The following is a 15,580-nucleotide window of genomic DNA, read 5'->3' as shown; positions in this document are numbered from 1 at the left end:
TGTAGAATAAATACAAAATTTATTTGATTGTCTATAATTATAAAAGATAATAAATTTTCATCAGATTACGTATCATTCCTACAAGTTATAGGTGCTGTAATTATAAAAAATGTAACTCAGTAATCATCCAGAATGTAAACCTCATAAGAATCCGTCGCCACCAACGGCAGCGACGCACTCTATGAAAAAGCTTTAGAACCTCAAACTTTCACATAGGCTAGCCTTCCACAAAGCACAAAGCTGTGCGCCTCATGTGCTTAGCCAAACTAAAAAACGACACGTTATTAGATTCCCCATAAGAAAGAAATCCTTTATTTCATTAGACTTATAAAAAAATTTTAATAACGAAAAAAAGGATTTGAACTGCGATTCGAATCATTTTTTTTGTTTTTATTTTGGCATTTAAAATTTCGTATTCATTTCAATTTGTCAGCTCAAACTAATAAAAAAATTTTAACTCATGAAAAATAAATTTGAACTCACACTAAGAATGAAGGAAAGGAGGTTTACTTATTGTTCGTTCGTCCCATTGCCATTTTTTCGTGTTTCATACTATGGAGTACGATTTTTTCGAATGTGGCATCAGCTCAGGATTCACCATCCAAAGAAGAGATATATCAAGAACGAATGGCTTTTTATAAGCAGTTTGAGCAAGCATCTGTTCCTTGGTACCAAATAGCAGCGGTGGATCAATATGAACGAAACATCCAGGCGGTCCGCTCAGATATTTCGAAGCGAGAAGGTATTACCGCTATCCAATTTTCCAAAGAGTTTTGGGCCGGGGACATCAATCCATTTAGTGAAGATACTTCCCCTGCATCAATCGGCTATTTTGGTGGCTTCGGTATAGACGGGAACGGCGATGGTGTGGCCGATCCGCAACATGATGAAGATGTGCTCCAATCCCTGGTCAGCTATATAAGCAGTTTCGGTACATCCGAAACGGATTTTGAATTGGCGTTAATGGCTTATTATCAAAAGGAAGAAACGGTCAAACAAATCATGACCAATATGCGCCTTTTTATGCATTTTAAAACTATTGCTCTTGAAAAACATCATTTTCCACTCCCTATAAAGTTTGAATACAGCTACAGAGGGACATGGGGTGCGAATCGTGGATGGGGAGGTAGAAGGATGCATGAAGGAACAGATCTTTTTGCGGGGTATGGAACACATGTTTATTCTACCTCTTACGGTATCATCGAAATAATCGGTTGGAATGATTTTGGCGGCTGGCGGATAGGTATTCGAGATCATCACAATACGTACCACTATTATGCCCACTTAAATAGTTTTCAAAAAGATATTGCACTTGGGGACATTGTAGAACCAGGCACGCTCATTGGCTTTGTTGGTAGTAGTGGTTACGGGAAAAAGGGCACTTCTGGTAAGTTCGCACCACATTTGCATTACGGGATGTATAAATTTAATGGTCGAACAGAGTGGGCATTCGATCCTTATCCATCACTCTTGCTATGGGAGCGGCAAACGAAGGGCGGTATGTAATTGAAACGTAAAGTTGTTAAAGTGTGTCTAGTATTGTTTATTTTAATCCTCCTCGTTTCCATATTTTACGTCGTGGTCACTATGGCCGCAGATAAGGGCAGACCGTATTATGAGAACGCTGGACAAATTGTATGGGATATTAAAACAGATGAAAAAATTATTGCGCTGACATTTGATGATGGTCCACACAAAAAATACACGAATGAAGTGCTGGATTTATTAGCTAAATATGAAGCAAAGGGAACGTTTTTTGTCGTAGGAGAATACGCAGAAAAAAATCCAGAAGTTATTTTACGCATGCATGAAGAAGGGCACGAGTTAGCAAATCATACGTACTCCCATCCATTTAAAGCAAGCGTTCCAAAGCTCGTAAAGGAAATTCAACAAACAAATGAAGTCATTTTTAGTATAACCGGATACGCGCCTAAGTTATTTCGACCGGTGGAGGGGCAATACACGGATGCGTTAATTGAAGCGGTGGTAAAGGATGGCTATAAAGTAGTGATGTGGTCTTGGCATCTAGATACGGAAGATTGGAAAGACCCCGGTGTAAAAAAAATTGTTGACATCGTACTGAAAGGAACAAGAAAAGGTAATGTCGTGTTATTCCATGACGGTGGTGGGAACAGGAAGCAGACAGTAGAGGCACTCTCCCAGATATTACCTACGCTACAAAAAGAAGGATACCAGTTTGTGACCATTTCAAACTTGTTAAAGGTGCAACGAGAGAATGTGGAAAAACCATAGTGGGTAATGGAGCCCTTGCGCATGCTGATTAACATGTGCAAGGGCTCTATTTCATCTTCGTTTTAATTGTCACCTAAATCAAGTTCGATTATTTCTTAATCAATTTTTGAAGAAATCGGTGTTAAAACAAGTGATTGTATCAATGCGAATGGAATTTTCCTTAGGTAAATCAAGTTTTCCGCATTGACATTTCAAAAATAAGGAATGTGTGATTCTGTTATTTCTATTGGAACGCTTTTTCATTTTTCATGATTAACTGTTCTACTACATTTTCTTCTGTAATCTCCATTTTGTACCTTCAAGCTAGAGCCCTTATAACCTCAATACGTAGAAATGGGATGTTTTCTATCAAAATATTTTTTAGGACGTGTTTTCGCTAATTCTCTCAAAATAAGTGAAATATTAATAGATTTCATTCTTTAAGATGAAAATTAAAACTTTTTATCACGGAATGAGTATAATAGGGGACGGTAGCCATTTGCTACAGTTGAGCTATGTGAAGGGAGGGGCAAATTTACATGAACAAACTAAGCAACATATTCGGCATTCTCATCGCAGTCCTCGCTTTCATTGCGATTATCGGTGTGGTTATTGCCGCGGAAGTGTTCGCGTTAATTTTAGTAGGATTTACATATGAAAGTTGGAAATCCTTCGCTATTTTTATTATTGTGTTCGGCATTGTGGAGTTTATTTTATCTAGTATAATGCAAAGATTTGTTCAGACGAAAGCAAAATCAAATCACATGTACCATAAGTTTTGGGGGCATTTACTTATTTCCATCACATTGATGCTTATCGCAGTAAACGTCATGGAATCTATTTCGATTCCGGTTTTTGGGGCGATTATTTACGCGGTTATCACAGCCATTTTATATCTTATCGTTGATATTATTGAACAAAAGAATCCGAGAGACCCGCACGAAAAATAATGAAATAAGGTGTGTTTCAACTTTTAGAACGTTCTATCGCGTAATCCTCTCGCAAATCTGCTAATATGGGAAAGTACACATAATACATAAGGAGTTGGAATCACATGTTTGCACGAAATAAATTATTTTATTTAGTAGTTAGTCTATTGGCAGTTGTATTCGTTTTATCTGCTTGTGGCGATAAAACTGAAAATGATGAAGTAGTAGATACCCCGAAGGAGCCTACTGAGCAAAAGAATTACGCAGCTAATGTAAAGGAAAACCCTATTGTTACAATTACAATGGCTAATGACGAGAAAATTGTTGTGGAATTAGATCCTGCCGTCGCACCTAATACGGTTGCGAACTTCATTTCTTTAGTGGAAGACGGTTTTTATGATGGGCTTATTTTCCACCGCGTAGTCCCTGGCTTTATGATTCAAGGGGGAGACCCACTAGGTAATGGTACAGGTGGTCCCGACTATAGCATTGCAGGTGAATTTACATCAAATGATTTTGAAAATAACTTAAAGCATGAACGCGGTGTCATTTCAATGGCACGTTCGAAAGATCCAGATTCTGCTGGCTCTCAGTTTTTCATCATGGCAGAGAACACACCACAATTAGATGGTGACTACGCTGCGTTTGGTAAAGTAATCGAGGGCATCGAAACGGTGGACAACATTGTTAATGCCGAAAGAGATGCAGCGGATAAACCGTTAAAAGATCAGCAAATGAAAAAGGTTGAAGTCGACACGAAAGGCTTTGACTATCCTGCACCAGTTGTAAAATAAAACATGCCCCCCGCAAATGTTCGCAGCCAAATGCGCATTTACGGGGGAATTTTTTTTAGTTAGCTAGTAGGAGAGGGGCTTTAATCCGTCAAAATCGAAAATCTATCTGTCAGTTAGACGTTCTATCCGTTAAACACCCCTATTTAAAGGGAATTTATCATATCAAAACAAAAATTATTTGACGTTTTATTGCACAATGTTAATTAAATGTTAAGAGATTGTAAATATTGTTTACATTTCTAATGTAGCGATTGATAATAGGGCACAGTACGTTGAAAGGTAGTTGACTATGGAAGATAATTTTCAAGAAATGATATTTCAATTTTTAGGCGGTTTAGGCTTATTCTTGTTTGCTATTAAGTATATGGGCGATGGCTTACAAAAAGCGGCCGGCGATCGACTTCGAGATATATTAGATAAGTTTACGACAAATCCATTTATGGGCGTACTTGTCGGGATGATAATTACGGTTTTAATTCAGTCAAGCTCAGGGACGACTGTTATTACAGTTGGACTTGTAAGTGCTGGCTTTATGACATTAAGACAAGCGATTGGTGTCATCATGGGTGCCAATATCGGTACGACGGTAACCGCGTTTATTATCGGGATTGATGTCGGCGAATATGCATACCCAATTATGGCATTAGGTGCTATATTCTTATTCTTCTTTAAGAAAAGTACAATCCAAAATATTGGACAAGTATTATTCGGTTTTGCTGGATTATTCATCGGTTTAGAAATGATGAGTAGCGGGATGAAACCATTACACGACTGGCAACCATTTTTAGAGTTAACTGTACAAATGAGTGACATTCCAGTGTTAGGTCTTGTTGTCGGTACTGTGTTTACACTTATTGTTCAATCTTCTTCTGCGACTGTCGGCATTTTACAAGGGCTTTATGCAGAAGGGTTAATACCTTTACAAGGAGCGCTACCTGTTTTATTCGGTGATAATATTGGAACTACCATTACTGCAATTTTAGCTTCAATTGGTGCTTCAGTCGCTGCTCGTCGTGCCGCAGCAACGCATGTGTTATTTAACATAATTGGTTCAGTTATTTTCATGCTTTTATTAGTTCCTTTCACTGCATATGTGGAATGGATTTCTAGTGTATTAAACTTAGAAAACAAAATGCAAATTGCGTTTGCTCATGGTACATTTAATGTGGCTAATACAATAATCCAATTACCATTTATCGGTGCACTCGCATGGATCGTGACGAAGCTCATCCCGGGTGAAGATTCTGTCATTGCGCATAATCCAAAATATTTAGATGAAAATTTAATTGCCCAATCTCCTGCTGTCGCTTTAGGACAAGCAAAAATGGAAGTATTACATATGGGTTCTTATAGTGTACAAGGCATGGAAGAAGCCTTGAATTATTTACAATCAGGTGACACCAAGGCAATTGGCAATGTCGAGCAATTAGAAGAGGCAATTAATAACTTAGATCGTAAGTCAACGGACTATTTAGTGAAACTATCGAAACAAGCGTTATCACAAACAGAATCGAATTTACATCATAATTTATTTGATAATATTCGTGATATCGAGCGAATCGGTGACCATGTAGAAAATATCGTGGAGCTTTTACAATACCGTGATGCAAATAGAGTAAAACTAAGTGATGATGCGCAGGCAGAATTAGTTGAAATGTATGAATTTACGATGGATACAGTGCGCCTTGCTTTACAATCACTTGAAAAAAATGATCCAGCACTTGCAAAAGATGTATATGCAAGAGAAAATGAAATTGATGTGATGGAACGTAAATTGCGAAAAATGCATATTTACCGTCTGAATGAAGGCATTTGCTCTGGTTCAGCAGGCATTGTTTTTGCCGACATCATCAGCAATTTAGAACGAATTGGCGATCATGCGAAAAACATTGTGGATACAGTGAAATAACAAAAGGCGATAACCCACATAGACAGGGTTTTCGCCTTTGTTCGTTTAATATTTAAGGAAATGAGATAAAATAAAACAAATGATTTACAGAGAGGTGACATGTTACATGGATTTGGTGGAGGAAAGTAGTGCGAGTGTTTGGATTAGTTTTTTAATAATGGTGGGGTTAGCCTTTGTACCGGCTATGCCCATTCCGTTAATTGTAGGGATCATTGCGGCAAATCAACCGTTTTGGCTCGCATTATTGATAAGCCTTGGTGGAACAACAGTTGGCTGTATAGGCATGTTTTATTTAAGTCGGACCATTTTGGCGCGTTGGGCAAGAAAAAAGGTCGCAGCGTATGCACGGTTAAACGGCTTTTTTACGATGCTGGATCGCAATGTATTTTTGGCCATTTTAATTGGTCGATTAATTCCAATCATGCCTTCAGCAGCTTTGAATGCCATTGCTGGTATCACATCCATGTCTATTTGGGCATTTACTTTCGCGACAGTCATTGGCAAACTTCCCACAATGGTCGCTTTTACAATGGCCGGCCAGCAATTTGAAGACAATCAATTCAGCACCATTATTTTAGTTGGTACATATATGCTCCTGTTAGTATTAATCGGGCAAAAGTTGAAACGGAAATTATCTTCATAAGTTATGATACGTACAAACATAGCCAAACCATGCTTTGGGTTGCTTTTTGTAATTCAACAAATTTTAACATTAGGGGAGTTTTACACGTCTAAATTTTTTAAGGGGGATGTTAATGAAAAAATATTTGTTTATACTATTGGCTCTAATGGTTTTTTCCCCTGGTGAATACTATTATTCTAAATAGGGGCTTAATCAATATGGAAAAGGACAACTTCAACAGGGGGGAAGTCTATCAAAAACGAGAATGAATTCATACATAGATTATTTGGAATAACGCCCTCCCTGCAAAAAAAACAATGAGAGAGAGCGTCCAATAAACATGAAAGCTTGGTAGATTCATCTTAGGATTTTGTACAAACATTTATCATTCGTTGGAGAGTTCATCCTCTGCAACATCATCAAAGACATGGGAAAGTACAATGGCAATGGCTCCTTTTAATGTAGCATCATGGCCCCATCTAGATATTTCAACATGACTATTTTTGGCTTTCCCTGTAAGCCCTTTTTCTTGAATGATTTGCTTCACGATAGGTAATATGTATTGTGATGCATCCATCACTCCTCCACCTAAGACAATACGTTCAGGATTGAACATATGAATGAGATTAATGAGCCCAATACCAATAGCATGTCCAATTTCGTGGAAGATTTTAATAGCCTCCTCATTTCCTTGGCAGGCGAGCTGAAAAACCGTGTCCCCTGTAATTTGGTCATTAAACCGTTCGAAATGAGTGGAAGGAATTCGCTCCTTTGCTTTAGAAGCGATTGTTTTTCCAGACGTTAACGTTTGTAAACATCCGCGATTCCCGCAGTCACATATATCGCCATTCATATTAATCGTCATATGACCAATTTCACCAGCTAAGTAATCTTTGCCATAAAAAAGCTTCCCATCAACGATGATTCCGGCGCCAACACCGCGTCCGATATTGAGGGTTACTAATGATTGCGGAACGTTTGTTGTGTCAAACCATGCCTCACCCATTGCCATAGCTCGTGCATCATTTTCTACATAGATGGGCACTTGAAAATGCTCATATAACATTTCTTTAATCGGGATGTTCGTTAATCCTAAATTGGGTGCAAATGTGGCTTCTCCCTTGAGAGGATCGACCACACCGTGCATCGCGATTCCGATACCTAAAATGTCCTGAGAAGGTTTTAAAAATGATGAAATCGTATCAATGCTTGTCATAAGCGCTTCAATAAACAATTCATTTGTATGGACACCTTCTAGTGAGCAGTGGTAGCGATTTAAAATTTCCCCTTTTAAGTTCGACAAACTAGCTTGAATTTTTTGCGAACCAGCATCAACACCTATTACAAAATACTTATTTTCCGTTAGCATGAGCATTTTCGGTTTGCGTCCACCACTTGAAGTGCCATAATCTGTTTCTTCTACAATACCTAATGCGATTAATTCTTTAACATTGCTACTAACTGTCGGAGGAGTGATTTTGGTTTCTTTGGCAATTTGAGCTCTAGATATAGGTGCGTCTGTTCTGATTTTATTAATAATAATGGATCGATTCACTGATTTCATCCATTCAAATGTACCTAGTCTCAAAATATTTCCTCCTACTATTTATTATCCAAGGCGATGAACATCTGTAAATTGCACAGTTTGTAATTTTTCAGCGTCTAGCTCAAAAACAATCACTTCATTTGTTCCTTTACGCAAAATGCTACTTGGTACATAGTACGTTTCTTGTGGACCAACAGACCAATAGCGACCTATATTAAACCCATTGATAAAGATAACGCCTTTTTCACCTGAAGGCACCTCGATAAAAGTATCGGCTACTTCATCGATTGTCAAAGTACCTTTATAAAAAGTAGGTTCATTTTTGCGAAGTGGCTGTAACTGATTGAATGAAAGCTGCTCTATATTTGTTAGTGGTAACGTATAAATTTCCCAATCGAAAATAAACTGCCCTTTGAAGCGAACCCCACTGACAATGCCTTTTGGGTCAAACATTTTTTCGCCGTAATTCACCCGACCCATATTTTCAACTAATATATCTAATTGTACATCATTTTCTCCTACATGAATATCGATTTCTTGCTGTTCCCAACGATCAATGATGCCTTTGAATTCTTGGTTAATAAAAATATGTGCACGGTCTGCCACACGGTCAATGCGAATAGGTCCAGTACCCATATTTTTTGGCAAAATCGTTCGATATGAAATAAAGCCGTAATCCTGATTTGCCTTTTCCATCGTTAATGGCTGTGGGCTTCGAAGTGGGGAGCTCAGTTGATTTAAGGCATCGAAAAGTTGCTTGCTTTGAGAAAGTTGGACCGCTCCATAAGCCAATTTCTTTGAGTTTTCAGGAATAGGCCCAGCATCAATACCGGTATATTCCTCAATGACATTTTTTAGTTTTATATATTTTTCGGTTATATCTCCTGCTTCAGTAAGAGGGGCATCATAGTCGTAGCTTGTAATAGTTGGATCGTATTGTTCTCCGCAATTTGCGCCATTGTAAAATCCAAAATTCGTCCCACCATGGAACATATAAAAATTTACAGAAGCTCCGTTATATAGCATTTCTTTAAAGATATCTACGGCTTCATCTACATTGCGTGTATGATGCTTTTCTTTCCAATGATCAAACCAACCATTCCAATATTCCATGACGATATGTGGTACGGCACCAGCATGTTTTTCTAACATCTCAAAAGATTCTTCCTGGCGTGACCCGAAATTGACAGTTGGTAAAACATCTTGAACCGTACCGCCAGTTAGCATCCAATCGGTAGGTCCATCACTTGTAAACAGTAATACATCTACGTTTCTTTGGAGAAGCGAATCTTTTAAGTAATTCAAATATTGTTTATCGTTGCCGAAACTACCATATTCATTTTCGATTTGTACTGCAATAATTGGCCCCCCATTAGTAGATAGGAAGGGTGTTAATTTTGGGATTAATACATCATAATAGGCATCTATTTTTTCTATAAACTTCTTATCATACGTTCGAATATTAATATTGTGATCTTTTAATAACCAATAAGGTAAGCCGCCAAATTCCCATTCAGCACAAATATAAGGACTAGGCCGAGCAATGACATAAAGACCTAATGAATGAGCAATTTCAAAAAACTTTTCTACATTTGCTAAACCTTCAAAGTCATAGACACCTTCTTCAGGTTCATGCAAATTCCAAGGTAAATAGGTTTCTACAGTATTAAATCCACAAGCCTTTAATTTTGCTAAATAATCAACCCAATCCTCAGGCATTGATCTGAAGTAATGAATCGCACCAGAGATTAATTGTATTGGCTGATCATTTAATAATAGTTGACGCTCTTTGTAAGATAATATTTTTTTTGAATTCATCATTTTCGCTCCTTAGTCTTTAACAGCTCCCGCTGCAATATTAGAAATGAATTGTTTGCTTACAATTAAAAATAAAATAATTAACGGCAATGTTGCCAGTAGGGTACCAGTCATTACAACTGCATAGTTTGTAGCATGTAACCCTTTTAAACTTGCTAAAGATACCATTAATGTATACTTAGAAGGATCATTTAATATAATTAACGGCCATAAATAATCATTCCAAACGCCCATAAATGTGAATATACCTAAAAAGGCTAGTGCAGGCTTTAGTATAGGAAGTGCTACGTTAAAATACATTCGAAACATGCCAGCTCCATCTATACGTGCAGCATTTAATAAATCATCATGAATTGCACCTTCAGCATATTGCTTTGTCCAAAAAATGCCAAATGCACTGACTAAACCAGGAATAATTAAAGCTTTATAACTATCAGCCCAGCCGAATTGTTGCATCATTGAGTATAGGGGGATAAGCGATAATTGTGTAGGAATCATCATTGTCACTAATGTAAAAATAAAGAGAAATTTTTTTCCCGGAAATTCGAATTTAGCAAAAACAAAGCCAGCTAATGAACTAAGAAATAGAACAAAAAAAGTTGTCGTTGTCGATACAATCAATGTGTTTGTGAGCGCCTTAAAAAAGTCAACTTCGGTAAATACCATTTGAATATTGTTTAGAAACTCGCTTCCTAAATTCCATTTAGGTGGATAAGCATAAGTAACACTGCTGTCGTTGGTAGCTAATACAAGTAACCAATAAAATGGAAAAACAGAAATGATTACACCAAGAATCAAACTACCATACAAAAGTATTTTTTTGAACATCTTCATCTTAGAACCTCCTATTTTTTCCGTTGAACGAGTGTCCAGTTAATAAGTGAGAATAGCATAATAATAACGAGTAAGCTGACAGCAACTGCTGATCCATAACCATAAAGATTTTTAGTAAACGCTTGCTGATATAAATAGAGCACTATCGTCATCCCACCTTGACCAGGACCACCGTTACTACTTACGAGTATTTGGGGTTCTGTGAAAATTTGCATTCCACCGATTGTCGATGTAATAACGACAAATAATAGAACAGGCTTTAACAGTGGAATTGTGATTTTTGTAAAAATATCAAATGTGCTTGCACCATCAATTTTTGCAGCTTCATATAATTCAGTATTAATATTTTGGAGTCCTGCTAAAAATATGATGGCGTTGTATCCTGTCCAACGCCAAATAACCATGGAGGCAATCGCAATTTTGACACCGATACTGTTACCATGCCAGTCCACGGCATTTAGATCGAGTAAAGACAACAGGTAATTAACAAGCCCATAATTAGGTGAAAAAATCACGCCGAATACTAATGCTACTGCTACAATGGCTGTAACATTCGGCAAGAAATATAATGTTTTAAACAAGTTATTAAACTTTACGAATGTGGAGTTTAATAAAAATGCGATCGTCAATGCAAAGATAATCATAGGAATGGTTGACATAAACCAAATGATTATCGTATTAGATATAGACTTCCAAAAGACAGGGTCCGTCATTAATAATTCAAAATTACGTAAACCAATAAATTTAATTTCGCCAATACCATCCCAACTTGAAAGAGATAGATACAATGAAAATAGTAAAGGATACACACCAAAAATAAAAAAGAGAATAAAGAAGGGGGAGATAAATAAATAAGCCATTTTATTTTTTTTAATGTCATGCCATAGTCTAGCATTGTTGCGAATGGTTTTTCCCATTATTTTCACATCCTTAAATAAAAAAGGGGAATAGCTTCCCCTTTTCTTTTTACATACTTAAATCTCTGGCGATTTTATCTAGTGCATCTTGCCATGCTTTTTCGGGATCTTTATTTTCAGTTGCAACTAAATCTAGTTCATCACGAAATGCAGTAGACACAATTGTTTCTTTCGTGCCTCGGAAGGCCTCTTTCACATTTTTTGCTGATTCAACAAACACTTCTGAAGTATTTTGACCACCGAAATATTCTTCGCTTTGACCAAGTTCAGTGTTTGCAAGCGCTTTATTATGAGCAGGGAACAAGCTCATATTTTTATAAGATGTCACTTGGTTTTCTTCATTATTAATAAATTCTGCAATTTTTACTGCTATTTCAGGGTTTTTTGAAGATTTTAGTACACTAAGGAATGAACCGCCGTCATTACCGTCAGCAACAGGGGAGCGAGAAACTTTCCATTTTCCAGAAAGTGCAGGAGCAGTGTCGATAATAATATCCTTTGCCCAAACTGGTCCATCATAGCCAACAATCTCTCCATTAATTAACGCAGCATTCCATTCTTGTGTTAGCTCCTCGATATTGCCTAATACCAATCCGTCCTTACCTAAAGAGATAGCTTTATCCCATTCTTGCTTAATATGCTCTTGATCACCGATAAATTTATTGTCTGCATCAAAGTAACGTTTATCTAATTTATTGATTTGCTTTGAGAATACATCTTTCATAGAAGACTCCGCATAAACACCTTTTTTATCCTTTAACTCTTGTAACACACTGACATAATTATCCCAGCTTTTCACTTTATCGCTTAGCTCTTCAGGTGAAGAGGCAATGCCAGCATCTTTGAATATATCTTCACGATAGAAGAGGCCTGTAGGAGCTGTATCAACAGGTACCGCAATCATTGTTTTGCCATCACCTGAAACGCCTTGTTGTACTTTCCATGCTGGATAATTTTGTTCAATATCTTTTCCGTTATAATCATATAGATTCAAAAATTTTTCAGAGTATGGTAAGTATTCTGATAACCAAATATTCATCAATACTAAGTCTGGTGAATCTTTGCCTGGTTTTGATGTTAATAATGCTGTTAATTTTGTTTTATAATCCTTACCTGGAGGTAACTTTTGAAGATCTAATTGAATATCTGGAAATTCCTCCTTCACTTTTTCTAAAACGCTTTCATCTAATCCACGATTCCAGTACCATAAAGTAATTTTTTTAGAACCTGAATTGTTATCCGTCTCTGCTTCTGCTTCATTTTCACTGTTACAAGCACTCAATAATATAATTGACAATACCAACAGTAACAGCGATACCCCTAACTTTTTCATTACCATTTCCCCCTTTGATTAAGTTATGAATTGATTAGCGTAAATAAACTTAATTTACTAAACTTAATTAATTAAATTTATTTAAATAGAATGTAGCAAAATAAAAAATGGTAGTCAATGATTTTACTGAATTTTTAAAATAACGCTAACAGTTCTAATATTCTGTTTGAATGTTCATTAGCATTGTAGTATATTCTTTATAAAATTAATTTATTAACTTAGTAGTGGGGTGTTTTTTATGGATATAAAAGATCAAGTAGTTATAGTGACGGGTTCAGGGCAAGGAATTGGCAGAGGTATTGCATGGGAATATGCGAAAAGGGAAGCGATTGTTATTATTGCAGAACTGCAGGAACAGTTAGGGTTGGCGCTTGAGCAAGAACTATTGAGCGCTGGATACCGAGCAAAGTTTGTACAAACAGATGTAACGAATGTAACTCAAATTGAGCAGTTAGTAGCGCAAGTCATTGAAGAGTTCGGGAAAATAGATACATTGGTGAACAATGCAGGCATCACCATATTTAAATCAATATTTGATTGCACAATAGAAGACTGGGATAAAATGATGAACACGGATTTAAGAAGTGTATTCTTATTATCGAAAGCAGTCGGTAAAGAAATGGTGAAAAAAAATAACGGGGTAATTATCAATATTGCTTCGAATCATGTATTAGCTACTTTACCAAATACAGAAATGTATGCTGCCGCGAAATCAGGTGTCATTGGTTTCACAAAAAGTTTGGCATTAAGTTTAGGTGATAAAGGGATAAGGGTAAATGCAATTTCTCCAGGATTTATGGATACCCATCATCACAGAACTTGGCTGACACAATTTGAGCAACCTGATGTTGTTCAAGCACATATTAATGGGCTACATGCAACAAGGAGAATTGGTAATCCAGAAGAAGTAGGTAATATGTGTGTCTTTTTATCTTCTTCACTGGCAAAGCAAGTGACGGGAGCAAATATCGTCATGGATGGTGGATTAAGCACGAGATTGTATACTTCACAATACGAATAGGGGAGAACGCTTTGGAAGTCATTACATTAGGGGAGACAATGGCAGTTTTTACAGCTAGCCAAAGAGGTAAAATGCGTTATGCCTCTAGTTATAAAAGGAGCTTTGCTGGAGCAGAGTCCAACGTAGCGATTGCTTTATCTAATTTGAATGTTCAAGTGTCATGGATTAGTCAATTGGGAGAGGATGAATTAGGGCATGCCATATATGCATTTATGAAAGGGCATTCCGTCGATACATCAAATGTTACATTTACGACGAAAGCCCCGACTGGCCTTATGCTGAAGGAAAACCGCAGCCTAGGGATGACAAACGTTTACTATTACAGACAAAATTCTGCTTTTGCTCATATTCATAAGACGCAAATTGATGAGTCCTTGTTTACACAGGCGAAAATTTTGCATATAACGGGAATTACGCCATTGTTGAGTGAAAGTGCATATGAAGCCTGTATGGAATGTGTACGATTAGCCCAAAAACACCAGATGCGCATATTTTTTGATCCAAATATTCGAATGAAATTGTTAACATGTGGCGACCAAATAGCAAGATTAAAAACATTAGTCATGCATTGTGATTTTTTTATGCCAAATGTGCATGAAGCGCAATTTTTATTCAATATAACATCCGCTGATCCGAAAGTTATTCTCGATAAGTTAGCTAGCAAAATAAAGGCGACAATTATTTTAAAAGATGGCACCCGAGGCACCTATTTTGTCAGTCCAGAAGAAAGTGGGTATGTCGAAGCTTTTCAAGTAGATGAGGTGGATGCGATAGGAGCAGGCGATGCTTTTGCCGCTGGGATGATTTACAGTACGTTGCAAAACGGCAGTTTGAGAGACAGCGTATTGAAAGGAAATGCAATGGGCGCAATGGCTGTAATGGCTGAGGGGGATATCGAAAATTTACCGACAATAGATGAGCTCGACAGATTTTTAAAGCAAACTACTGGCAATGATAATGTCTTTCGATGAGGAGTGCAATGATGAACACGTTAGAGCATTTAAAAAAGTATCCTATTATCTCTATTTTGCGGCGTTTACCTCAAGAAAATTGTTTGAAAGCTGTCCAAGCGCTTTATGAGGGTGGCATAAGGAGTGTGGAAATTACAGCTGATTCAGATGATATTTTGTCAACAATTGGTGAAATTAAAATGCGTTACCCATCAATGAAAGTTGGTGCAGGGACAGTGCTATCAGTGGACATGGCAGAGCAATTGCTTGATTGTCGTGTTGATTTTATGCTTTCACCTGTTGTAAATAAAACGGTCATACAAAAAGTTGTTATGAATAATTGTATTATGATACCTGGTGCGTTTACCCCTACTGAGGTGTTGGAAGCGTATGAGGCAGGCGCACAAATCATTAAATTATTTCCCGCGCATTTTCTAGGCAGTAAATTTATAAAGGATTTATCAGGACCATTACCTTTTATTCCGTGTGCACCAACTGGTGGTATAGATTCCTCGAATATTTTAGAATACCTTGAAGCGGGTGCGCATTGTTTAGGTGTATCAAGTGCGTTCCCTACACATAGCAAAACGATAGGTGATAATGAGTATCAAGAAATTGTCAGAAAAGCGCTAGAAATAACAGCAATTGTGAGAAAGTTCCAAGAGGGGTAAAAAC

Annotated in this window: 14 protein-coding genes; 9 read left to right on the top strand and 5 right to left on the bottom strand. The window is 37.2% G+C overall.

Features of this window, described 5'->3' with window-relative positions:
• Window positions 1-549 precede the first annotated feature (549 nt).
• From CSE16_RS10430 to CSE16_RS10405, 6 genes are all read left to right on the top strand, one after another.
• Window positions 550-1,506, top strand: coding sequence for a M23 family metallopeptidase (locus CSE16_RS10430; RefSeq protein WP_371514649.1), 957 nt, complete (start codon window positions 550-552; stop codon window positions 1,504-1,506).
• Entirely contained in the window at window positions 1,507-2,253 is a 747-nt protein-coding gene (locus tag CSE16_RS10425) for a polysaccharide deacetylase family protein (RefSeq protein WP_253896059.1), read from the top strand. It abuts the gene before it with no gap.
• A 518-nt stretch (window positions 2,254-2,771) separates the two neighbouring features.
• The gene (locus CSE16_RS10420) at window positions 2,772-3,182 is read left to right on the top strand and encodes a YrvL family regulatory protein (protein WP_099423841.1); all 411 of its coding nucleotides are present in this window, start codon (window positions 2,772-2,774) and stop codon (window positions 3,180-3,182) included.
• A 104-nt stretch (window positions 3,183-3,286) separates the two neighbouring features.
• On the top strand, window positions 3,287-3,955 hold the full coding sequence (locus CSE16_RS10415) for a peptidylprolyl isomerase (RefSeq protein WP_099423840.1): 669 nt from the start codon (window positions 3,287-3,289) through the stop codon (window positions 3,953-3,955).
• A 289-nt stretch (window positions 3,956-4,244) separates the two neighbouring features.
• Window positions 4,245-5,864: a Na/Pi cotransporter family protein gene (locus CSE16_RS10410; protein ID WP_099423839.1), complete on the top strand. Its 1,620-nt coding sequence runs from the start codon at window positions 4,245-4,247 to the stop codon at window positions 5,862-5,864.
• Window positions 5,865-5,970: 106 nt separating this feature from the next.
• On the top strand, window positions 5,971-6,507 hold the full coding sequence (locus CSE16_RS10405) for a TVP38/TMEM64 family protein (protein WP_157764793.1): 537 nt from the start codon (window positions 5,971-5,973) through the stop codon (window positions 6,505-6,507).
• Window positions 6,508-6,871: 364 nt separating this feature from the next.
• Here the strand turns inward: CSE16_RS10405 and CSE16_RS10400 are convergent, their stop codons facing one another.
• The 5 genes from CSE16_RS10400 to CSE16_RS10380 are packed head-to-tail and all read right to left on the bottom strand — an operon-like array spanning window position 6,872 to window position 12,934.
• Window positions 6,872-8,074, bottom strand: a complete 1,203-nt coding sequence (locus tag CSE16_RS10400; RefSeq protein WP_099423837.1) for an ROK family transcriptional regulator — start codon at window positions 8,072-8,074, stop codon at window positions 6,872-6,874.
• A 21-nt stretch (window positions 8,075-8,095) separates the two neighbouring features.
• On the bottom strand, window positions 8,096-9,850 hold the full coding sequence (locus CSE16_RS10395; protein WP_099423836.1) for a glycoside hydrolase family 35 protein: 1,755 nt from the start codon (window positions 9,848-9,850) through the stop codon (window positions 8,096-8,098).
• A 12-nt stretch (window positions 9,851-9,862) separates the two neighbouring features.
• Window positions 9,863-10,684, bottom strand: a complete 822-nt coding sequence (locus tag CSE16_RS10390; RefSeq protein ID WP_099423835.1) for a carbohydrate ABC transporter permease — start codon at window positions 10,682-10,684, stop codon at window positions 9,863-9,865.
• An 11-nt stretch (window positions 10,685-10,695) separates the two neighbouring features.
• Window positions 10,696-11,601, bottom strand: coding sequence for a carbohydrate ABC transporter permease (locus CSE16_RS10385; protein WP_099423834.1), 906 nt, complete (start codon window positions 11,599-11,601; stop codon window positions 10,696-10,698).
• A gap of 49 nt (window positions 11,602-11,650) precedes the next feature.
• Entirely contained in the window at window positions 11,651-12,934 is a 1,284-nt protein-coding gene (locus CSE16_RS10380; protein ID WP_157764792.1) for an ABC transporter substrate-binding protein, read from the bottom strand.
• Window positions 12,935-13,172: 238 nt separating this feature from the next.
• On the opposite strand from CSE16_RS10380, the gene CSE16_RS10375 reads away from it, so the two are divergent.
• From CSE16_RS10375 to CSE16_RS10365, 3 genes are read left to right on the top strand one after another with little or no spacing between them, the layout of a single operon-like run.
• A complete protein-coding gene (locus CSE16_RS10375) occupies window positions 13,173-13,955 on the top strand; it encodes an SDR family NAD(P)-dependent oxidoreductase (protein ID WP_099423832.1) in 783 nt (260 codons plus the stop codon).
• A gap of 11 nt (window positions 13,956-13,966) precedes the next feature.
• On the top strand, window positions 13,967-14,926 hold the full coding sequence (locus tag CSE16_RS10370; RefSeq protein ID WP_099423831.1) for a sugar kinase: 960 nt from the start codon (window positions 13,967-13,969) through the stop codon (window positions 14,924-14,926).
• An 8-nt stretch (window positions 14,927-14,934) separates the two neighbouring features.
• Complete coding sequence (locus CSE16_RS10365) at window positions 14,935-15,576, top strand: bifunctional 4-hydroxy-2-oxoglutarate aldolase/2-dehydro-3-deoxy-phosphogluconate aldolase (RefSeq protein WP_157764791.1); 642 nt, start codon at window positions 14,935-14,937, stop codon at window positions 15,574-15,576.
• Window positions 15,577-15,580 lie beyond the last annotated feature (4 nt).

The organism is Solibacillus sp. R5-41, from assembly GCF_002736105.1.
Classification (GTDB): Bacteria; Bacillota; Bacilli; order Bacillales_A; family Planococcaceae; genus Solibacillus.
Note: the sequence above shows the minus strand (reverse complement) of the source record. Positions and strands in the feature narration are given on the sequence as shown.